Consider the following 19,697-nt stretch of genomic DNA (forward strand, 5'->3'; position numbering starts at 1 on the left):
TGTAGTAAAAAAAATTAAATCATGAGAAAATTTACAATATTAACTGTTCTAGCATTAACCGTGGGCTGCTTTATGGCAACCGCACAAAAACAAAATAATAAAAAGATGAAAAAAGTATTATTCGTAGTTACCAGCCACGATCAATTAGGTAACACAGGAGAAAAAACAGGATTTTGGACAGAAGAATTGGCAGCTCCATATTATGCATTGCTTGATCAAGGCGTAGCGATAGACATTGCAACTCCAAAAGGAGGACAACCACCAATTGACCCAAAAAGTGCTGATCCGGCATCGGCAACCGAAGACACAAAGAGATTTGATGCCGATACTGTTTTATTGGAAAAACTCAAAAACACCAAAAAATTAGCAGACGTAAACCAAGCAGATTATGATGCGGTTTTTTACCCAGGAGGTCACGGACCACTTTGGGATTTAGTTGAAGATAAGAATTCCATTGCTTTGATTCAGTCATTTTATACGCATAAAAAACCGGTAGCGTTTGTATGTCATGCTCCTGCTGTTTTAAAAAATGTAAAAGTTAATGGCGAATTTTTAGTCAAAGGAAAAAAAGTAACTGGCTTTACCAATACCGAAGAAGAAGCCGTTGGATTGACCAAAATTGTTCCCTTTTTATTGGAAGATGCTCTACAGGCAAATGGAGGGATTTATAGTAAAACAGAAAATTGGCATCCATATGCTATAGAAGATGGTTTACTAATTACAGGTCAAAATCCAGCTTCGTCAAAATTAGTTGCTGAAAAATTATTGGCTCAATTGAATTCAAAATAAAAAAAGAAACTAAGTTCCTTAGTAACTAATTTAAAAAACTCAGTATGTTAAATTTCGAATTATATAATCCTACCAAATTGGTTTTTGGAAAAGGACAAATAGAAAAATTACCAACCTTGATTCCTGCCAATGCGAAAATCCTTCTCGCTTATGGAGGAGGAAGTATTTTTAAAAATGGAGTTCACGAGCAAGTTCGCAAGAGTCTGGAAGGATATGAAATCATTGAATTTGGTGGAATCGAAGCCAATCCTCATTTTGAGACTTTGATGAAAGTCGTTGCTGTCATCAGAGAACAAAAAATTGATTTTATTCTGGCTGTTGGTGGCGGAAGCGTTATCGATGGTGTGAAATTTATTTCCGCAGCAGTTCCTTTTGAAGGAGACCCAATTAACATACTTAAAAAAAGAATTCTTTTCAAAGAAGGATCAAATGTTATTCCGTTTGGAACAGTTTTAACTTTACCAGCGACAGGCAGCGAAATGAATTCGGGATCAGTGGTGACCATTGCAGCAACTCAGGAAAAATTAGATTTTGGTGGTTCTGCTTTATTCCCAAAATTTTCAATTTGTGATCCTACAGTAATTGCTTCACTACCTAAAAGGCAATTGCAAAATGGAGTTGTAGATGCTTACACTCACGTTTTGGAACAATACCTAACCTATGTGCACGAAGGTTATTTGCAAGATCGAATTGCCGAAAGCATTTTGCAAACTTTAATTCAAATAGGACCTGATGTAGTTGAAACCCCAACTGATTATACTTTGGCTTCCAATTTTATGTGGAGCTGTACCATGGCTTTAAACGGATTGATTCAAAAAGGAGTTCCAAGTGACTGGGCAACTCATATGATTGGCCACGAATTGACAGCGCTTTACGGAATTGACCATGCCAGAACTTTGGCAATTATTGGACCAAACTTATATAAAGTTATGTTTGAAACCAAAAAAGAGAAATTAGCTCAATACGGAAAACGCGTATTTAATCTAACAGGCTCCGAAGAAGAAATTGCGACAAAAGCTATTGAAAAAACGGTTGCCTTCTTTCATACTATGGGAATGAAAACATTACTTTCTGAAAATGCTGAAAATTTTGAAAAAACAGCTGATTTTATAGTCGACCGTTTTGAAAAAAGAGGTTGGAAAGCACTGGGAGAAAAGCAAAATATAACTTTAGAAAAAGTGAAAGAAATTGTTTTAATGAGTTACTGATTTAAGTATATATAGTGCACAAAAAAGGCGTTCACTTAACCAATAAGAACGCCTTTTTAAAATACTAAAACAAAACTAACTAACTCAATCTTCATATTTAAATTCTAAACAATTTATTTATAATGACTTACAACGTAAGTATTGTGTTTATATTGTGCAAAATCAAAAAAAAATATAAATAATTTACTTTTTTAATAAAAACTTTATAAAGTCCCATAAATTCAAGGCTTGTCAAAAAAATTAATTTGTGTTATTGGTATATTTTTAAGTACTTTTGATGAAATTTAATAAAAAAATGGCCGATAATTTAAAATTTGCAGTGATTGGTGGCGGAAGCTGGGCTACTGCTATCGCTAAGATGTTGTGCGTAAATCTTCCCGAGATTTCATGGTATATGCGAAATGATGCTGCTATAGAACACATTAAAACGTACAAACACAATCCCAATTACTTAAGCTCTGTTGAATTTGACAACAAAAAACTAAAACTTACCAACGATATCAATGAAGCCGTTGCTTACGCCGATTACATCATATTTGCAATTCCGTCCGCTTTCTTGAATAGCGAACTCGAAAAATTAACGGTTTCCCTAAAAGATAAAATAATTTTTTCTGCAATAAAAGGAATAGTTCCCGAAACCAGTTTGATTGTTGGGGAACATTTTCATTACAAATACGATATCCCTTATTACAATATTGGTGTAATTACTGGTCCTTGCCACGCTGAAGAAGTAGCATTGGAGAGACTTTCGTACCTAACCATCGCCTGTGGCGATCCCGACAAAGCCAGTATTGTTGCCAAAAATTTATCTGGTAATTATATCAAAGCAAAAATATCTGACGATATTATAGGAACTGAATATGCCGCGATGCTTAAAAATATTTATTCTATTGCTGCAGGAATTGCACATGGATTGGGTTATGGTGATAATTTCCAGTCGGTTATAATGAGTAATGCTATTCGCGAGATGAAGAAATTCATCAAGAAAGTGCATAAAATGAAACGCAACATTAATGATTCGGCTTATTTGGGCGATTTATTGGTTACGGGTTATTCCATTTTTTCACGAAACAGAATGTTCGGTAATATGATTGGAAAAGGTTACACTGTACAAGCTGCACAAATGGAGATGAGTATGGTTGCCGAGGGTTATTATGCCGTAAAAAGCGCCTATAAACTAAACCAAGGCTATGGTGCCAAAACTCCTATTATTGATGCTGTTTATGCGATCTTGTACGAGGGAAAAGAAGCTAAAGCCGTGTTTAAAAAATTGACGGAAGAACTAGACTAAACATTGCAGAATTTAGATTGCAGACCCGAGCGAAAGCGAACTGGCGGAGCAATTCAGATTTAAAAACAATAAAAAAAGGCATTTTCTAAAATTAGAAAATGCCTTTTTTACTTATTACTAAATATTTTATTTTACCATCACTCCATCTACAAATAAAAGAGGAACTTCCTCAACATCTGTTTCGTTGATGCTGTTGGCTTTGAAAATAAACTTTTTGTCGTATAATGTGTTTCCGATGAAATAGGTTACCATAAACTCATTGTTGAGTGCCAATACACTTTTTTCAATCATTTCGATTTTTACCACCGAGACAGCAGGAACTTCCATAAAAGCATGACGCAAAAGAGACGTTTTCTTCATTTCTCCGTCGATGGTTCCAAAAGCTTTGGAAACTACCATAACGCTGTCGAGTTGGAAATCGCTATCGTTTATTAAATAGGCATACCATACTTTTTCCATAAAATCGTCGCTCCATTCTTGGACGGCAGCGAGGAATACGTTTTCTACTTCGGGGATGGTGATGTCAGATTTCATTCTTTTGCAAATATTATTATGATTGTTGTTTTTGTATTAAACTAAATATGTTGAATACGGAATGCCCTAGCCCAGATGGAAACGGCATCCTTTTCCCTTTTTCTTTAAAAAGGAAAAGATACAGTGGACAGCTGGAAATAGCTCCTTAAAATTTATATGCTAGACTTAAATTGCTCTAGGAAACGCACGTCATTTTCATAAAACATACGGATGTCACCAATTTGGTATAATAACATTGCGATACGCTCAATTCCCATTCCGAATGCAAAACCGTTGTACTCGTCCGGATTGATGTCGCAATTTTTAAGAACATTTGGATCTACCATTCCGCAACCCATGATTTCCAACCAACCGGTTCCTTTGGTGATACGGTAATCGGTTTCGGTCTTTAAACCCCAATAAATATCAACCTCCGCGCTTGGTTCCGTAAACGGAAAGTATGACGGTCTCAAACGTATTTTGGATTTCCCGAACATCTCTTTGGTGAAGTACAAAAGAGTTTGTTTTAGGTCGGCAAAGGAAACATCCTTGTCGATGTATAATCCTTCGACTTGATGAAAGATACAGTGCGAGCGCGATGAAACAGCCTCATTACGGAAAACTCTGCCTGGGGAAATCGTACGGATAGGAGGTTTGTTGTTCTCCATATAACGCACCTGCACAGATGAAGTGTGCGTACGCAACAAAATATCAGGATTGGTCTGAATGAAAAATGTATCCTGCATATCACGTGCCGGGTGATATTCCGGTAGATTTAATGCGGTAAAATTATGCCAATCGTCCTCTATTTCCGGACCTTCGGAAACGTTAAATCCGATGTTTGAAAATACATCTATAATTTGATTTTTTACCAAAGATATAGGGTGACGCGAACCAATAATTACAGGCTCGGCCGTACGGGTCAAATCCCCATAGATTCCTTTGGATTCTTCTTTGCTTTCCAAAGCTTCCTGAATGGATTTTACTTTCTCTTCAGCAGAAGTTTTAAGTAAATTGATTACTTGTCCAAATTCCTTTTTTTGGTCATTGGGCACGTTTTTGAATTCAGCAAAAAGATCTTTCAACAAACCTTTGGTTCCTAGAAATTTTATTCTAAATGCTTCTAAATCTGCTGAGTTTTGTGTGGAGAACGCCTGAGCTTCACCAATATATTCTTTTATCTTGTCTATCATTTTCATTCCGTAATTGAGAGTGCAAATTTAGCTTTTTTTGGTGATTAGTGAAAAGTAATTAGTGATTAGTCTAAAAAAAATTAGTAAAAAAGCTAATTACTAATGACTTACTGCTAATCACTAATCAATCACTTCTCTTTCCAGGAAATAATTGACGATTGCTTCTTTCATTAAAACGGATTGTTCTCCTGCTTTTAATGGTGGTAATTGTTCTTTGACTTTGTAATGTGGCCAACCTTCTTCGTCAAAAAATTCGAATTCATAGAATCCGTAAGGTTCCAATAATCGGCAAATGGCAATATGCATCAAATTTAGTTTCTCGTCTTTTTTGTATTCACGATGTACTTTTCCTAATTCTTGCACTCCTATTAGATAAATAATGGCGTCCAAATCTAAATCTTCTCCTTGTGAAAATTGATTGGAAAGTATATCGACTAGCCGTTCCCAGCGTTCTTTCAGTTGTGTGTCTCTTGACATTGTTATTTTTAATTGCAGATTAACGATTTTTGATTGCAGATTTATTCCGCAGATTCTAAAAAATGAAATCGAGTTATTTTGACAAAGATAAGAACTTGAAAATTGACAATGGTTACCGATCAATTCTTTTATCTTTGCGCTTTTAATTTTAAAATAAAAAAATGAGTTTTTTTGATATTATCATAGGCGGATTCTTGTGCTATTCGCTGTATAAAGGAATTCGAAATGGTCTTTTTGTAGAATTGGCTTCCTTAATTTCCCTTATTTTGGGAATTTACATTGCCATAAAATTTTCGGACGTGCTGAAAAGTATTTTATCGGGCTGGTTACATTGGAATCCCTATACTATTCAAGTTTTTGCATTCATCCTAACTTTTATTGTCGTAGTTATTGGCATTTATATGCTTGGAAAATTCTTGACTAATGTAGCTGATTTTGCTTTTTTGGGTTGGATAAACAGTCTTGGCGGTGGTCTTTTCAGAGTATTGAAAACCATTTTAATAATTAGTATATTTTTTACGATTTTCGAAAAAATGAACTACCATAACTATCTGGCCAAAAAAGAAACACTTGACAAATCAATTTTCTTTAACCCAATTCAAAAAGTTGCTGCGTTTGTTTTTCCTTCTATTGAAAAATGGTACGATAAAGCGAGGAAGTAGTTTTTTGAGATAGCAGATTTTAGAGGGCAGATTTTAGATTTCTTTATCCCATAAGATTATTTTTTAACGAATAATACCTAATACCAAAAGTAGAGTAGCCGACAGTTGAAAACTGTGGACTACTCTACTTTTATTTTATAAATCTAGTGATTGTTTATTTATTTTGAAATCAAAATATTAATAAATCTTGAATCTTTCTATCGCAAATTTCTGAATTCTGCTTTCTGAAATCTATAATCTGTCCTCTAAAATCTGCAACCTGAACACTAATCCTTCACTTCTTTAATCGATCTACTGTCAATCCAACCTTCGGTTCCATCGGTCAACTGAATTTTTTTCCAGTAACCTAATGTTTCTTCCACATACACTTTCGTGCCTGCGTGCAGGACAAAAGTGGTTGCACTTGCGTTTTGAGGTTCGCTTCTTACGTCAGCTGATTCAGCAAAAACAATGGCTGGTCTTTCATTGTCAAAATGACTTTTCTCGAAAAAAGCTGCAGAAATACTCATTACAAGAAGCACTAATATTACAAACATTCCTACAAAGAAAATTCTTTTAACCACTACTGTTTGGTAAAAATAATAGCCCATAAAAAAAAACAAGAACAAAAATGCAAAGCCTATTGTAATCCAAGCCCAAGTGTCGAAAGGATAAATTCCCGTAAAATCGCGAAGCAATTTCGCAAAACCTACTTTTGGAACTACTTTGATTTCGTCTATAGTTTGTTTTTGGGCGAATTTTATATTGTTTAAAGCATCTTTGTCGGAAGGGTCTAAAACCAAAGCTTTCTCGTAATTATAAATTGCCGGTGCCGTCTGGTGTAACTTATAATAACAATTCCCTAGATTAAAATACAATTCGACAGACTCTTTGTTTGCTTCCAAAACAGATTCATAGGCTTTCGCAGCCTCAGCATACTTTCCGTTTTGGTACAAAATATTTCCTTTTTCAAAACCCGTCTGGGCATAGAAAACTTGAGAGATCAATAATAGTATGTAAAAAATGTTTTTCATTTTATTTTTTTTAAGATGCTAAGTCGCTAAGATTCTCAGTTACTCAGAATCTTAGCAACTTAGGTATTAAATCTGTTTTTCCAATTCCGAAATGATGGCTACCGCTTTATCAAAATCATGTTGTATCGTTGCACTTGATGACGGTGCGTATCTGGCAATCTCGCAATTCTCGGTAAGCGCAATAAAATCATTGACCACTTCGGGCTTGGCTTTTCTGGACAACAACAGTTCCTGAATATTATCTTTACTCATTTCCGAAGTTTCGATATGCAGCTTGGCTTTTAAGAAATTATGCATTGCTTTTTCCAATGCAACGTAAAAAGGCTCCTTGTTGTTGATTTGTTTTTTAGCTTCTGATAAATATTTCTTGGCCAATCTGTTGTTCATTTTGATTCGGTTTCCAAAAACATCACTGTCAATTGCTTCTTTTTTCTTTTTGAAAAGAACAATTATCGGAAGCAACAAGAATGGCAAGAACAATAACCCATAGAATTTATCAGAACCAAAAAACACAGGTTCATCTTTTGTTGCGAGTTTAGTTTTTAAATCTATATATTTAAATTGCTCAACTCCATCTATTCTATTTTTTCCGACGCTTGTAGTTGCTGATGCCTCTGCTGTTTGAGTAGGTCCGTCAAGAACATTGATTTTAATTTCATTAGAACTTATCGTTTTGTAGGTTCCTGTTCCTAAATCAAAATACGAAAAATGCATCGGTTTTATGACATAATCACCTTTATATTGTGGTATAATAGTATAGGAATCTGATATTTTACCCGTCATTCCAGATAGTGGTGTGTTTACCTTTTCGTCATGAACGGCATCATACATTTCTAATGCATTTGGTACTTCTGGCTTAGGCAAAGTAAATAATTTAAGATTACCAGTTCCAACCACACTCAAAACTAAATCTAAACTTTCTCCGTTTTTCAAAGTTGTTTTGGATGGAATTGCCTTAAAATCAAATCTTCCTACAGCACCGGTAAAATCTAATGGTTTTCCAGCCTCTGGCAAAGGTTTTACATTAATGGTTTTAGTCCCTGCAGATACTCTTTTGCTATCTTCAACCAATATAACTCGACCGAATATATCTCTACGATTCGTTGGCAATTGAACTCCAATATTTAACGAAAGTGGTTCTATGGTCAGTTTTCCAGATTTTTGTGGATATAAAACAGTTTTACGTAAAACAACATAACGATATTGCTCTCCCTTAAACATTCCTTCCTCAGGAACCAATTGTTTAATATCAATGTTCTGATTCCAAAAATCATTGTATTTTGGTTTGCTTAGTTCTTCAAAACCTCTAATGCCTATATTATTAAAATACAATTTATACACAACCGTGATGGGTTGATTAATGTACGGGTTTGTATTTGAGATATCAGCAACTAAATATAGATTATCATCGGCAGAAACTTGTGAGTCATTTGGATCTCTAGGTTGTTCTGTAGCCGCAGTTACATTGATTCTGATGGGTTGCGTTTTGTAAATCTGACCATTATACTCAATCATCGCCTGTTTGATGACCAAAGTTCCTTTTTGATTTGGCAACAAAAAATAAGAATAGCTCTTCTCGAAAGATGTTTTTCCATTTATCCAAGATTGACTCACCTGCTGACTTGGCCCTGCAATAATTCTAAAGCCATCAAAAGAAGGTTGTACAAAATTATCTCCATCAATATTCATAACAAAATCGATACGCAGTCTCTCATTGAGTCCAAGCGTCGTTTTGCTTACCCTTGCCTCAAATTGCACTTGAGCCAAAAGTCCTTGAAAACTTAATAGGAATAGAATTAAATATCTTTTCATTACTTTTTTAATCTTTTTGTATTTAATGTTTAATCGAAAATTTAAAAACTTTAATTTCTTATTGGTTCTTTAAAATTCTACCAATCTTTTTCTGTTTTCCTAGGCGAGCCTTTTTCTTTATTGGCATTTACCTTCTCTTGAATTTTCTTTTCCTCATTGTTTACGGCATCCAAAAGATTTTCGGTTCTCTGTTTTGAAATACCTCCTGGTTTTGGTTTCGGCTGCCCTTGGTCATCTTTGGGTTTACCGTTATCCTTTTTATCTTTGTCACCGTCTTTCTTGTCGTCCTTTTTGTCTTTATCGCCGTCTTTTTTGTCGTCCTTTTTATTTTTATCCTTGTCCTTGTCTTTATCCTTATTTTTATCCTTGTCCTTATTCTTATCTTTATTTTTATCGTCTTTTGGAGGAGGATTGTCTTTTAGCATTTTTTTTGCCAAAGCATAATTATAACGCGTTTCTTCATCCTCAGGATTATTTCTCAAAGCATTTTTATAGGCCTCCACAGCTTGGGTATAATCTTTCTCTTTCATGAAAACATTCCCCAAATTATGGAAAGCTTTATGTTTTTGGGATCTTGTTTTCAAGCTTTTCAAAGCATTCGCATACGCAAATTTGGATTCCGAAAATTGATTTTGCTTATAAATAGAATTTCCCAAATTATACGAAGCTACCGTTCTACTTGGAAATTTAGAATGCGAAATTCTATAGTTGGCTTCGGCATCCACAAAATTCTTTGCTACATATTCCTCATTTGCTTTAGGCAAAACTTTGTCTTTCTCTTGGGCGTTGGCCACAAAAGTTAAAAGCAATAGTAGTAAGTATATAATTCTATTTTTCATTTTCATTTAAATGTTCCTTTCAAAGTATTTGCTAATGATTGCATCCTTAGTTTACCTTGATTTTAATACTTTATTTATTCTCGTTAAATAAATTCAACTTATTTACCCAGCTGGTTTTTCTTTCCAGAAAGAAAACATCCAAAAACAGCAACACAAACCCAATTCCTAAAAACCATTGAAATTGCGATTGGAAATCGGCCATTTGGGTGGCTTCAAATTCTGTTTTTTGAATTTTATCCAATGTTGCTTTTATGTATTCCAAAACTTCTTTGGTATTGTTTCCGTTTACATAACCGCCACCGGTAATTTTGGCAATTGTAGCCAGACTATTTGGGTTTAATTTGGTTATCACTATTTCACCATTATTATCCCTTTGGTAGCTTTCGATGATTCCATTTTTTTTCAGAGGGATAGTTCCACCTTTCTCTGTACCAAGTCCAATGGTCACAATTTTCATTCCTAACTTCTTAGCTTCCTCTGCTGCGGCTTCTGCTCCTTCAGAATGGTCTTCCCCATCCGAAATCATAATCATCAACTTGCTGGTCTTACTTTTATCATCAAAATAAGTTCCTGACAATTTTATTGCTTCATCTAACGAAGTTCCTTGGGACGAAACCATTCCTGGTCCCATACTTTGCAAGAACATTTTGGCTACACTATAATCTGTAGTTATCGGCAGCACCGGGAAAGCACTTCCTGCATAAGCTACAATTCCTATTCTGTCGCTTCCTAATTGATTAATAATTTGTGATACGATTTGCTTGCTTTTTTCCAAACGGCTTGGGGCAACATCCTCACAAAGCATACTTTTGGACACGTCCATCGCAAAAACAATGTCTATTCCTTCTCTTTTTACTGTTTCAACTTTGGTTCCAATTTTAGGGTTTACCAATCCAAAGATCAAAGCAATTAATGCCAAAAGTAAAACGCCCAATTTCAAAAAAGGCTTGAAAATAGAACGTTCTGGACTCAATCTTTTGATAACTTCCAAATCTCCAAACTCACGTTGCTTCTTTCTTTTCCAATATAAATTAAATAGAAAAAGTACCGCCACAACTGGCAGTATAAAAAGAAAGTATAAATATTTTTGTTCGTCTAATTCCATTTTTTTCTTTTACTCACAGTTTTCAGTCGCAGTTTTCAAATTGAAACTTTGACTAAAACTGAAAACATTTTATTATATAAAACTTCTATATATTGTATTACGCAAACCTATTTCCAACAATAATAAAAACCCAGCCAGTAAAACAAAAGGTCTGAACTTTTCGTCATAATCATAGAATTTCAATTCTTCGATTTCAGTGGTTTCCAGTTTATTGATTTCACTATAAATTTGAGCTAATTTATCATTACTGGTCGCTCTAAAATATTTTCCTCCTGTTTTTCTGGCGATATTCTTCATCAGTTGCTCGTCAATCTCAACCTTCATCATTCGGAATATTAATTGTCCGTTTGGCCCAAGTGCATAAGGCGATTCTGCCATTCCATTGGTACCAATACCAATAGTGTAAACTTTTATACCATATTGCTGTGCAATATCCGAAGCCGTTTCAGGCTCAATAAATCCTGCATTATTGACACCATCCGTCATTAAAATAATCACCTTACTTTTGGCCTTACTGTCTTTAAGTCGGTTTACGGCTGTCGCCAATCCCATCCCAATTCCTGTTCCGTCCTGTAAAACATTATCGTATTTAATACTAGCGATCGCTTCTTGAATAACCGCTTTGTCACTCGTTACCGGTGATTTGGTATATGCTTCAGAAGCATAAACCACAAGTCCAATTCTGTCATTTGGCCTTTCGTCAACAAAAACAGAAGCTACTCTTTTTAACGCTTCCATTCGGTTTGGCTTAAAATCCTTGGCAAGCATACTCCCGGATACATCGACTGCCACTACAATATCAATTCCCTTTGTGGTTTTTGTTTTATTGCTAATGTCAACCGTTCTAGGTCTAGCCATTGCCACAATCAATAATGACAATGCCAATAATCGCAAAACGTCCAGCCCTGGTTTTAATTTCGCCAATAAAGATTCTGTTCCTTTGAACCCTTGAAGAGAACTCATTTTCAAAGTAGCCGATTGCTGATTTCTTTTCCAAACTAGCCAGACAATTGCTAATGGAATTAAAAGAAACAACCAAAAGAATTCTGGATTTAAAAAGGTTATTTTTTCCATTAGTTACTCGCTGATTTAAGTTCTACCGAATTCATAATACGGTCTGTCAATTCCGTTGCATATTTATCTCCTTCTTCGTGAAGAATCATAATTTGCTGCAATCCGCCTTCTTGTCCAAAAAGCAAGATTTCATAATATATTTTGGAACTAGTTTGACTGTTACCATCTATTCTTGAAAAAGTACCGTATCCTTTTTTGCCAGTTACTCCATTATTGGTTTGAAAATCCTCTTCTTTAACAATCATGTTTTGTGCTCCTTGGGTTTCCAATACTTTCAAAGAACCTTCAATTGCTTTAGATAAATCCAGTGCTCCTTCTTTTTTATATTTCATGGTCGAAACCATAATGTAAAAATTGTCCAAAAGACTTCCATACCCGAAGGATTGCATTTCTTTTATAAGTGCCATTCCGTCTTTTGGCAATGATTTTGTCAAATCTATTCGCTTCAAGACTTTTGGGGTTTCTACTATCACTCCTGGATTTCCATACTCACTTTTAACCCATTCTCCTTCCAACAATTCTTTTGTTGGATGTCCAAGAATATTGTCTTTAACGTAATCGAATCCTTTGGTCGCTATAAAGAAAGTTGTCGTGGCAAAAAATAAAAAAACAACAGATCCAACAGCAATTGCAATACGTTGATTTCTCTTTTTTCTAAGCAAAATTTGAATTTGTTTTTGCTTTTGAGCTTCATTCAAAATAGTGTCTTCTTCAATTGCCACTTCCACCGGAATCGCTTCATCAAGTGTTAAAATCGCTTTCTGAATTCTATTTCGGTCTTCGGTGATTTCAAATTCCAAAGGTTTTGATTTGGCAAATTTCACTAAATCGGCCTGTTTCAAAACGGTAAACAGATTCTCTATCGTTTCTTGTGAAAGCTTCATTTTTTTCTTTAATGATGCTGCTTTAAGTCCCTCAATCAATTCTGAAGTAGTGCTTTCCATTGCCGGAATTTCTATTGCCTCTTCGATATAATTTCTGGCAATATCCGTCAATTCACTATAATACGCTTTCACCTCACCGTGTTGCCAAAGTTCTTTTTTCTCTAAAGTATTAAGTAAACTTGTCGCTTTTTCTATAGGCGTTTTATAAACTTCTTCTTCAATTTTTTTCTTTTGGCGAATTTTTGTGTACCAATAAACGAAAGCACCAATTCCTAAAATTAATAAGATTCCCAAAAGATATTTCCACCAATCTGAAGAATCTTTTGCTTTTACAATATCTTTAATGTCATACATTTTTTGTCTTAACGTATCAACCTGAACATTGGCAACCTCAACTTTTATGGAGTCCGTCAAAAACTCTTTATTGTTTATCAGAATTTTTATGCTTGGAATTGTATATTTTCCCGAATCAAATTGAGTCAAACCGTACTTTTTAATTAATTCGTATCGGTCGTCTTTTTTGATGGTGTCAATTGGATACGATTGAATTACTTCCAGTGCTCCAATGTTTTTTAGTTTTGGAAAAACAACTTTAGACAAAGTATCTACCGAAGTTTTTAAAGTTAATTTAAACTCAGCTCCAATTTTATTTTTTGTGGTATCGATACTGGTAACTACTTTTTGCTGTGCAAAAATAGAAGTCGTTATAAGTATAAATAGTAGGTAAAGTTTAATTTTCATTTTTTATCTAATTAACCTTGTCAGTTCCAATGAACATACTAGAACTGAATGAGGCTAGGTTTCGCCTTATCGTGATTTAAAATAGCCTAATAATTTGGTCACATAACTTTCGTCCACTCTGGTATTTACAACACCCGAACCCGATTTACTGAAAGTCTCTTTAAAATAGTTCACATTATCTTGATAGTGCTTCTCATAATTCATTCGCACTGATTTTGAACCTGTATTAATCAATCGCGTTTCACCTGTCTCTGCATCAATCATCGACACCATTCCTAAGTTTGGCATTTTTTCTTCTCGAATGTCATACACGCGAATACCTGTGATATCGTGTTTCTTTGAAGCAATCTTCAAGGTTTGCTCATAGTCTCCTGACATAAAATCGGAAATGACAAATACAATGGCTTTCTTTTTTTGAGTTCCCGATAGAAACTTCAAGGCTTGTGCAATATCTGTTTTGTAACTTTTAGGTTCAAATTCTATCAATTCACGAATGATACGCAACACGTGTGAACGCCCTTTCTTGGGTGGAATATATAATTCGATTTGGTCGGAAAACAAAATCAATCCTATTTTGTCATTATTCTGAGTAGCCGAAAATGCCATTGTTGCAGCAATTTCGGTAACAATTTCTCTCTTAAACTGATTCTTCGAACCAAAACTTTCAGAACCCGAAATATCGACCATTAACATCATGGTCAATTCTCTTTCTTCCTCAAAAACCTTGACATGCGCTTCGTTGTATCGAGCGGTTACATTCCAATCGATGGCACGTATATCGTCTCCAAATTGATACTGACGCACCTCACTGAAAGTCATCCCACGCCCTTTGAATGATGTGTGATATTCTCCCGAGAATATATGATCACTCAATCTTCGGGTTTTGATTTCTATTTTACGTACTTTTTTTAAAAGCTCTTTTGTATCCATTTTTTTTAGTAATTAGTAATTAGTGAATAGTGAATAGTAACCAACCAAGGCTAATTACTTTTCACTTATTACTTTTCACTTTTTATGGTACTTCGATTTCGTTAATGATTTTATTGATAATGTCAACCGATGTAATGTTTTCGGCTTCGGCTTCATAAGTAACACCGATTCTATGACGCAAAATATCATGAACTACGGCACGAACATCTTCTGGAATTACATATCCACGACGTTTGATAAAAGCATAACATTTGGCGGCTGTAGCAAGATTAATACTTCCACGTGGTGATGCTCCAAAACTGATTAAAGGTTTCAAATCAGCCAATTTATATTTCTCTGGATAACGAGTTGCAAAAATAATGTCCAGTATGTATTTCTCAATTTTTTCATCCATGTAAACCTCACGAACCGCTTCTTGAGCGCGCAGAATTTGTTCCACAGACACTACTTGGTTTACTTTGTCATAACTTCCTTTAAGGTTTTGACGAATAACCAAACGCTCGTCCTCCATTTTTGGATAATCAATAACTGTTTTCAACATAAAACGATCGACTTGTGCTTCTGGCAATTGGTAAGTTCCTTCTTGCTCAATAGGGTTTTGAGTTGCCAAAACTAAAAATGGTCGGTCTAATTTGAAAGTAGTATCTCCAATGGTTACTTGTTTTTCCTGCATTGCCTCCAATAATGCAGATTGCACTTTGGCAGGAGCACGGTTAATCTCATCGGCAAGAACGAAATTAGCAAAAATTGGTCCTTTTTTTATAGAGAATTCATTTTGCTTAATATTATAAATCATGGTTCCAATAACGTCGGCAGGCAATAAATCGGGAGTAAACTGGATTCTGCTGAAAGAACCGTGAATGGCTTGCGAAAGGGTGTTTATGGCTAAAGTTTTTGCCAATCCCGGAACCCCTTCCAACAAAATATGTCCTTGGCCCAAAAGTCCAATTAACAATCTTTCGACCATATGTTTTTGTCCCACAATAACTTTGTTCATTTCCATAGTGAGAAGGTCTATAAAAGCACTCTCTCTTTCGATTTTTTCATTGATTGCTCTAATGTCTAAAGTCGTTGTATTTTCTTCCATTTTTATATATTTATTCCCTTAAATTTTTATCTCTTTTATTTGATGGTGCAAATTGAATTTTTTTTTAGAAGTAAGATGTTAAAAAATGGTTAAAACTTCGACCAATCCCCTAATTTTAAGGACGAATTATGATAGTATTTACCTATTTTTAAGAACTAAAAAAAATAAACATCAAATTCATAGATTTACCCCCAAAATCATTGGGGGCAATAACAAAATAAAACCATGAGTAAAATTCCATTTTCAAAAATAATTGCAGGCACGATGACTTGGGGTGTTTGGGGCAAAAACTGCTCTACTCCACAAATGATTGAGCTAATGAATTCATGTCTCGAAAGTGGTATTTCCACCTTTGATCATGCCGATATTTATGGAGGTTATACTACAGAAGAAGCCTTTGGAAAAGCTTTTGGCGAAAGCCAGATAAACCGTAAAGATATTCAATTGATTTCTAAGTGTGGCATACAAATGATGTCCGAAAAAAGAAACAATACCATCAAACATTATGCGTACTCCAAGGACTACATTATCGCCTCGGCCGAGCAGTCTTTAAAAAATTTACAAACTGATTATTTGGATCTTTTGCTATTACATCGACCAAGTCCATTAATGCAAGCCGATGAAATTGCTGAAGCTATTGAAAAGTTAAAAATTGACGGTAAAATTTTAGATTTTGGTGTTTCTAATTTTACTCCAAGTCAAAGCGATTTGATCGAGACAAAAACCAAAATAAACTACAATCAAATTGAGTTTTCCATTACTCATTTGGAACCTATGATTGATGGAAGTTTGGATCACATGCAAACTAGAAGAATAGCTCCCATGTGCTGGTCACCTCTTGGAACTGTTTTTAGAAAAGAGAATGAGCAATCACAACGCATTCAAAAAGTCGCAAATGAATTGGCATACAAATATGATGTCTCCAATGATATTATTTTATTGGCCTGGATATTGAAACATCCAGCTGGAATTTTACCCGTTTGTGGCACTTCAGACAAAAACAGACTTGCCCGTTTAATGCAAGCCACCACTATTGAAATGGAGTTACAGGATTGGTTCTCACTTTGGACGGCAAGTGCAGGAAATGATGTGCCTTAAAAAAAGTGGTCAGTGGTCAGTTTATAGTAATCAGTTTATGTGCGGTAATTAAAATTAGTATTATTTATTGTAGAAAATCTTAAATCATAAATCGTTAATCCGTAATCTGAAATCAAATGATCAATAAGCGTATTCTTATCAAAAACCTTTTGGCTCACAATGATGAGTGTAGTTTTTATGATAAAAAACGACAGCTAAATTTGCATTCCAGAGAAGGAAAAGCTAAATTTTTGAAACACATTTGCGCATTATCTAATTCAAATCCAACCAATAATTCCTATATAGTTGTAGGGGTTGAAGATGAAAGCAATAAAATTGTAGGAGACGATTTTTTTGATGACAGCAGAATTCAGAATTTAGTAAACGCTTTTCTTGAAAATCCGCCCAAAATTCAATATGAAAATGTCCCTTTCCCTAATTTGCCAAAAGACAAAGTAATTGGACTCGTAACCATTAAGCCCAACAGCAAAACTTCTTCATTCAAAAAAGGCATACACACAATTCCTGCCAATAGTGTTTTCATTCGTCGAGGAAGTAACACAATGCCAATTGAAGGTGAAGTAGAGAAAAATTTTCAGAATACGGAAACAGTAATTGGTATCGAAAATAATTCAAGAAACAGCATCGAATACACACTAGATGGAGTAATTGATTTTATGAATTATCGGCATAAGGACATGGCGCCAAAATATAAAGTTTTCAAAGAGTTATTTGTCATTTGTTGGGCTGGAATTCCCAAAAAATCCAGAAACAAAACCTTTCTTTCAAGAGTAGATATTGAACTGATTAATGAACAAATCAAATTATTCTATTCGGCTCAAGATGTTGTTGAAATTACCTACGACGACGATAGCTTTACGATTATTGAATATGTCCCTTTAGGCTTGAATGACAGAACCAGTTATTATCCTCTGGAGGAACAAAAAATCCATTTTCATGATAACGGGTACTATAAAATTGACAGGAAAATACTTTTTGAACCACCCGAATATAACAAGAAAATGTTATACCATATTTATAATTCGAATGTGGCACTCTTAAATAAACTTGAAAAAAACATCAAATTATCGGAACGGGAAAGAAAAGATTTGAACCATTTGCCTTCTACTTTTATGATTTGTTATCTAAATGGTTTTGAAGATGCTAAACAAAAATTGATTGATGCCAAAACGTTATTGAAACCGTTTACACAAGTCTATCTTTCGTTTAAAGAAGCATTACGAATTCTAAGAAAAATGAAATATGACGTACAATAAGGAAGTTTCTTATTGCAATTTGATCAGCCTTAATTAGCTAAACAATCCTGTTACCCAAACAACCACGTCAATTATAATTTGACAAATAAAATTGGTCATTAAAAGCAATAAAGTGAGAAGTGCATTCATTTTAAAAATTTTAAGTAAAATTACAATGTTTCCTTACAGCATACAATCACCAAAAACAATGATTTTTTTTGAAACTCAAAAGTAATTAAAAATACAATACCACCATTCGACATCAACATGGAATTTAACGGATATAAATAGCAATTTGACGGTTTTATTCTTAATAAAAACTTAAAACTGTTTTACTTAAGATACTTCTAACATCTCTTTCAAAAAATGTCGAACCAACACTTCTTTTCTCTTATTTTTGTAAAAGAAGAAATATAGAATAAATGAGAACATTAGTTATTGGTGATATACATGGTGGTTTAAGAGCTTTGCATCAAATTTTTGAAAGAGCAAACGTAAGTCCAAAAGACAAACTCATTTTCCTGGGAGATTATGTAGATGGTTGGAGTCAATCGCCGCAAGTCATTGATTTTTTGATAGAACTAAAAACAACCCATGATGTTATCTGCATTCGTGGCAATCATGATGAATTACTGAGAGAGTGGCTAAAAGACAGCAAAGACAATGAACAATGGTATCAACATGGTGGAGAGGCTACTGTTTTGGCCTACCAAAGTGTAAATGGAGAAACTAAAAACAAACATATAAAATTCTTGGAGTCCTTGGATGATTATTACTTGGATGAACAAAATCGCATGTTTATTCATGCGGGTTTCACCAATATGAATGGAGTCAATTTTGAGTATTTTTCTAAGCTTTTTTATTGGGATCGAACACTTTGGGAAACTGCATTGGCATTAGATCCAAACATGGACCCTAATGATCTTTTTTACCCCAAACGATTTACTTTATACAAAGAAATCTATATTGGCCACACTCCCGTTTCCCGAATTGGCAAAACCACTCCTGTCCAGAAAGCCAATATCTGGAATATTGACACCAGTGCAGCCTTCAAAGGCCCGCTGACTATCCTGGATGTTGATACCAAACAATTTTGGCAAAGCGAACTCCTACCTAGTTTATATCCCAATGAAAAAGGACGAAATAAAATCTAAATACTATATTTGCCGAAAATTTATTACCTAATTTATATTATGAAAAAAATTATTGTCCTTTTAGTATTTATTTCTTTTGGTGCTGCAAATGCACAACAAGCCTTCAAAGGTAAAGGTGATGCAAAAATAAATATTGGTGCCAATCTACAAGACGGGGGTTCCGGGATTCAGGCATCTGCTGATTTTGGTCTTGGAGAAAACTTTTCTTATGGATTTGTAGCTACTTATTTATTGGGAGTAGACGAATTTTCAGGTATCTATGGCGACAACACTTACTTTGAAGCAAAACCAGAATTTCAAGATCGTTTTGATGCAAAATTTAGAATTAATGCTAATTTAAGCAGTGTAATTGGTGTAGAACAATTAGATATCTATCCAGGTTTGAGCTTAGGATTGCACAATTTTGGAGGTCACCTAGGCGGTCGTTACTTTTTTACTGAAGGTTTTGGTGTTTTTACTGAACTTGGATTCCCAATTGCAAAATACAGCAATGATAAAGAAGTATTTGATCATTTAAATAATCAGGTTACCTTTAGTTTAGGAGCTTCGTTTAATTTAGATTAAATTCCAAATAAAAAGTGGCTTGTTAACA

Annotated in this window: 19 protein-coding genes; 8 read left to right on the forward strand and 11 right to left on the reverse strand. The window is 34.5% G+C overall.

The features are described from left to right. Positions 1-21: 21 nt before the first annotated feature. From DOS84_RS01155 to DOS84_RS01165, 3 genes are all read left to right on the forward strand, one after another. On the forward strand, positions 22-789 hold the full coding sequence (locus DOS84_RS01155; RefSeq protein ID WP_165830381.1) for a type 1 glutamine amidotransferase domain-containing protein: 768 nt from the start codon (positions 22-24) through the stop codon (positions 787-789). Between the two features lie 44 nt (positions 790-833). Then, a complete protein-coding gene (locus DOS84_RS01160) occupies positions 834-1,997 on the forward strand; it encodes an iron-containing alcohol dehydrogenase (RefSeq protein ID WP_111408277.1) in 1,164 nt (387 codons plus the stop codon). A gap of 295 nt (positions 1,998-2,292) precedes the next feature. Further along, complete coding sequence (locus DOS84_RS01165) at positions 2,293-3,288, forward strand: NAD(P)H-dependent glycerol-3-phosphate dehydrogenase (RefSeq protein WP_111408557.1); 996 nt, start codon at positions 2,293-2,295, stop codon at positions 3,286-3,288. Between the two features lie 126 nt (positions 3,289-3,414). Here DOS84_RS01165 and DOS84_RS01170 read toward each other — a convergent pair whose 3' ends face one another. The 3 genes from DOS84_RS01170 to DOS84_RS01180 form a co-directional block, all read right to left on the reverse strand. Continuing rightward, the gene (locus DOS84_RS01170) at positions 3,415-3,822 is read right to left on the reverse strand and encodes a hypothetical protein (protein ID WP_111408278.1); all 408 of its coding nucleotides are present in this window, start codon (positions 3,820-3,822) and stop codon (positions 3,415-3,417) included. Positions 3,823-3,974: 152 nt separating this feature from the next. Then, entirely contained in the window at positions 3,975-4,994 is a 1,020-nt protein-coding gene (gene pheS / locus DOS84_RS01175) for a phenylalanine--tRNA ligase subunit alpha (RefSeq protein WP_111408558.1), read from the reverse strand. A 120-nt stretch (positions 4,995-5,114) separates the two neighbouring features. Continuing rightward, complete coding sequence (locus DOS84_RS01180; RefSeq protein ID WP_111408279.1) at positions 5,115-5,471, reverse strand: hypothetical protein; 357 nt, start codon at positions 5,469-5,471, stop codon at positions 5,115-5,117. A 161-nt stretch (positions 5,472-5,632) separates the two neighbouring features. Between DOS84_RS01180 and DOS84_RS01185 the strand changes: the two genes are divergently transcribed. Then, positions 5,633-6,133 (forward strand): CvpA family protein, encoded by a 501-nt coding sequence (locus DOS84_RS01185; protein ID WP_111408280.1) that lies wholly within the window; start codon positions 5,633-5,635, stop codon positions 6,131-6,133. 266 nt (positions 6,134-6,399) lie between these two features. On the opposite strand, the gene DOS84_RS01190 is transcribed toward DOS84_RS01185, so the two are convergent. The 8 genes from DOS84_RS01190 to DOS84_RS01225 form a co-directional block, all read right to left on the reverse strand. Further along, the gene (locus DOS84_RS01190; protein ID WP_111408281.1) at positions 6,400-7,146 is read right to left on the reverse strand and encodes a tetratricopeptide repeat protein; all 747 of its coding nucleotides are present in this window, start codon (positions 7,144-7,146) and stop codon (positions 6,400-6,402) included. A gap of 66 nt (positions 7,147-7,212) precedes the next feature. Beyond that, on the reverse strand, positions 7,213-8,958 hold the full coding sequence (locus DOS84_RS01195; RefSeq protein WP_111408282.1) for a BatD family protein: 1,746 nt from the start codon (positions 8,956-8,958) through the stop codon (positions 7,213-7,215). Positions 8,959-9,035: 77 nt separating this feature from the next. Continuing rightward, positions 9,036-9,797: a tetratricopeptide repeat protein gene (locus DOS84_RS01200; RefSeq protein ID WP_111408559.1), complete on the reverse strand. Its 762-nt coding sequence runs from the start codon at positions 9,795-9,797 to the stop codon at positions 9,036-9,038. A 70-nt stretch (positions 9,798-9,867) separates the two neighbouring features. Continuing rightward, positions 9,868-10,902 carry a VWA domain-containing protein gene (locus DOS84_RS01205; RefSeq protein WP_111408283.1) on the reverse strand — a complete coding sequence of 345 codons (1,035 nt, stop codon included), beginning with the start codon at positions 10,900-10,902 and terminating at the stop codon, positions 9,868-9,870. Positions 10,903-10,974: 72 nt separating this feature from the next. Continuing rightward, on the reverse strand, positions 10,975-11,976 hold the full coding sequence (locus DOS84_RS01210) for a vWA domain-containing protein (protein ID WP_111408284.1): 1,002 nt from the start codon (positions 11,974-11,976) through the stop codon (positions 10,975-10,977). Continuing rightward, positions 11,976-13,601: a phenylalanine--tRNA ligase subunit alpha gene (locus DOS84_RS01215; RefSeq protein WP_111408285.1), complete on the reverse strand. Its 1,626-nt coding sequence runs from the start codon at positions 13,599-13,601 to the stop codon at positions 11,976-11,978. Before DOS84_RS01215 ends, DOS84_RS01210 begins: the two co-directional genes overlap by 1 nt. Before the next feature lie 66 nt (positions 13,602-13,667). After that, on the reverse strand, positions 13,668-14,531 hold the full coding sequence (locus DOS84_RS01220) for a DUF58 domain-containing protein (RefSeq protein WP_111408286.1): 864 nt from the start codon (positions 14,529-14,531) through the stop codon (positions 13,668-13,670). An 82-nt stretch (positions 14,532-14,613) separates the two neighbouring features. Beyond that, entirely contained in the window at positions 14,614-15,618 is a 1,005-nt protein-coding gene (locus tag DOS84_RS01225) for an AAA family ATPase (protein WP_111408287.1), read from the reverse strand. Between the two features lie 225 nt (positions 15,619-15,843). Here DOS84_RS01225 and DOS84_RS01230 point away from each other — a divergent pair, with 225 nt between their 5' ends. The 4 genes from DOS84_RS01230 (at position 15,844) to DOS84_RS01245 (ending at position 19,669) form a co-directional block, all read left to right on the forward strand. Beyond that, positions 15,844-16,716, forward strand: a complete 873-nt coding sequence (locus DOS84_RS01230; RefSeq protein WP_111408288.1) for an aldo/keto reductase — start codon at positions 15,844-15,846, stop codon at positions 16,714-16,716. Positions 16,717-16,832: 116 nt separating this feature from the next. After that, positions 16,833-17,972 carry an ATP-binding protein gene (locus tag DOS84_RS01235; protein ID WP_111408289.1) on the forward strand — a complete coding sequence of 380 codons (1,140 nt, stop codon included), beginning with the start codon at positions 16,833-16,835 and terminating at the stop codon, positions 17,970-17,972. Between the two features lie 401 nt (positions 17,973-18,373). Then, the gene (locus DOS84_RS01240; RefSeq protein WP_111408290.1) at positions 18,374-19,105 is read left to right on the forward strand and encodes a metallophosphoesterase family protein; all 732 of its coding nucleotides are present in this window, start codon (positions 18,374-18,376) and stop codon (positions 19,103-19,105) included. 39 nt (positions 19,106-19,144) lie between these two features. After that, a complete protein-coding gene (locus tag DOS84_RS01245; RefSeq protein WP_111408291.1) occupies positions 19,145-19,669 on the forward strand; it encodes a DUF6646 family protein in 525 nt (174 codons plus the stop codon). The last annotated feature ends 28 nt before the right edge of the window (positions 19,670-19,697 follow it).

This window comes from Flavobacterium aquariorum (genome assembly GCF_003254745.1).
In the GTDB taxonomy this organism is placed as follows: Bacteria; Bacteroidota; Bacteroidia; order Flavobacteriales; family Flavobacteriaceae; genus Flavobacterium; species Flavobacterium aquariorum.

Excerpts from the sequence above, each read along its gene's own strand:
- DOS84_RS01155 (WP_165830381.1), top strand. The coding sequence starts at position 22 with ATGAGAAAATTTACAATATTAACTGTTCTAGCATTAACCGTGGGCTGC.
- DOS84_RS01160 (WP_111408277.1), top strand. The coding sequence starts at position 834 with ATGTTAAATTTCGAATTATATAATCCTACCAAATTGGTTTTTGGAAAA.
- DOS84_RS01165 (WP_111408557.1), top strand. The coding sequence starts at position 2,293 with ATGGCCGATAATTTAAAATTTGCAGTGATTGGTGGCGGAAGCTGGGCT.
- DOS84_RS01170 (WP_111408278.1), bottom strand. The coding sequence starts at position 3,822 with ATGAAATCTGACATCACCATCCCCGAAGTAGAAAACGTATTCCTCGCT.
- pheS (WP_111408558.1), bottom strand. The coding sequence starts at position 4,994 with ATGATAGACAAGATAAAAGAATATATTGGTGAAGCTCAGGCGTTCTCC.
- DOS84_RS01180 (WP_111408279.1), bottom strand. The coding sequence starts at position 5,471 with ATGTCAAGAGACACACAACTGAAAGAACGCTGGGAACGGCTAGTCGAT.
- DOS84_RS01185 (WP_111408280.1), top strand. The coding sequence starts at position 5,633 with ATGAGTTTTTTTGATATTATCATAGGCGGATTCTTGTGCTATTCGCTG.
- DOS84_RS01190 (WP_111408281.1), bottom strand. The coding sequence starts at position 7,146 with ATGAAAAACATTTTTTACATACTATTATTGATCTCTCAAGTTTTCTAT.
- DOS84_RS01195 (WP_111408282.1), bottom strand. The coding sequence starts at position 8,958 with ATGAAAAGATATTTAATTCTATTCCTATTAAGTTTTCAAGGACTTTTG.
- DOS84_RS01200 (WP_111408559.1), bottom strand. The coding sequence starts at position 9,797 with ATGAAAAATAGAATTATATACTTACTACTATTGCTTTTAACTTTTGTG.
- DOS84_RS01205 (WP_111408283.1), bottom strand. The coding sequence starts at position 10,902 with ATGGAATTAGACGAACAAAAATATTTATACTTTCTTTTTATACTGCCA.
- DOS84_RS01210 (WP_111408284.1), bottom strand. The coding sequence starts at position 11,976 with ATGGAAAAAATAACCTTTTTAAATCCAGAATTCTTTTGGTTGTTTCTT.
- DOS84_RS01215 (WP_111408285.1), bottom strand. The coding sequence starts at position 13,601 with ATGAAAATTAAACTTTACCTACTATTTATACTTATAACGACTTCTATT.
- DOS84_RS01220 (WP_111408286.1), bottom strand. The coding sequence starts at position 14,531 with ATGGATACAAAAGAGCTTTTAAAAAAAGTACGTAAAATAGAAATCAAA.
- DOS84_RS01225 (WP_111408287.1), bottom strand. The coding sequence starts at position 15,618 with ATGGAAGAAAATACAACGACTTTAGACATTAGAGCAATCAATGAAAAA.
- DOS84_RS01230 (WP_111408288.1), top strand. The coding sequence starts at position 15,844 with ATGAGTAAAATTCCATTTTCAAAAATAATTGCAGGCACGATGACTTGG.
- DOS84_RS01235 (WP_111408289.1), top strand. The coding sequence starts at position 16,833 with ATGATCAATAAGCGTATTCTTATCAAAAACCTTTTGGCTCACAATGAT.
- DOS84_RS01240 (WP_111408290.1), top strand. The coding sequence starts at position 18,374 with ATGAGAACATTAGTTATTGGTGATATACATGGTGGTTTAAGAGCTTTG.
- DOS84_RS01245 (WP_111408291.1), top strand. The coding sequence starts at position 19,145 with ATGAAAAAAATTATTGTCCTTTTAGTATTTATTTCTTTTGGTGCTGCA.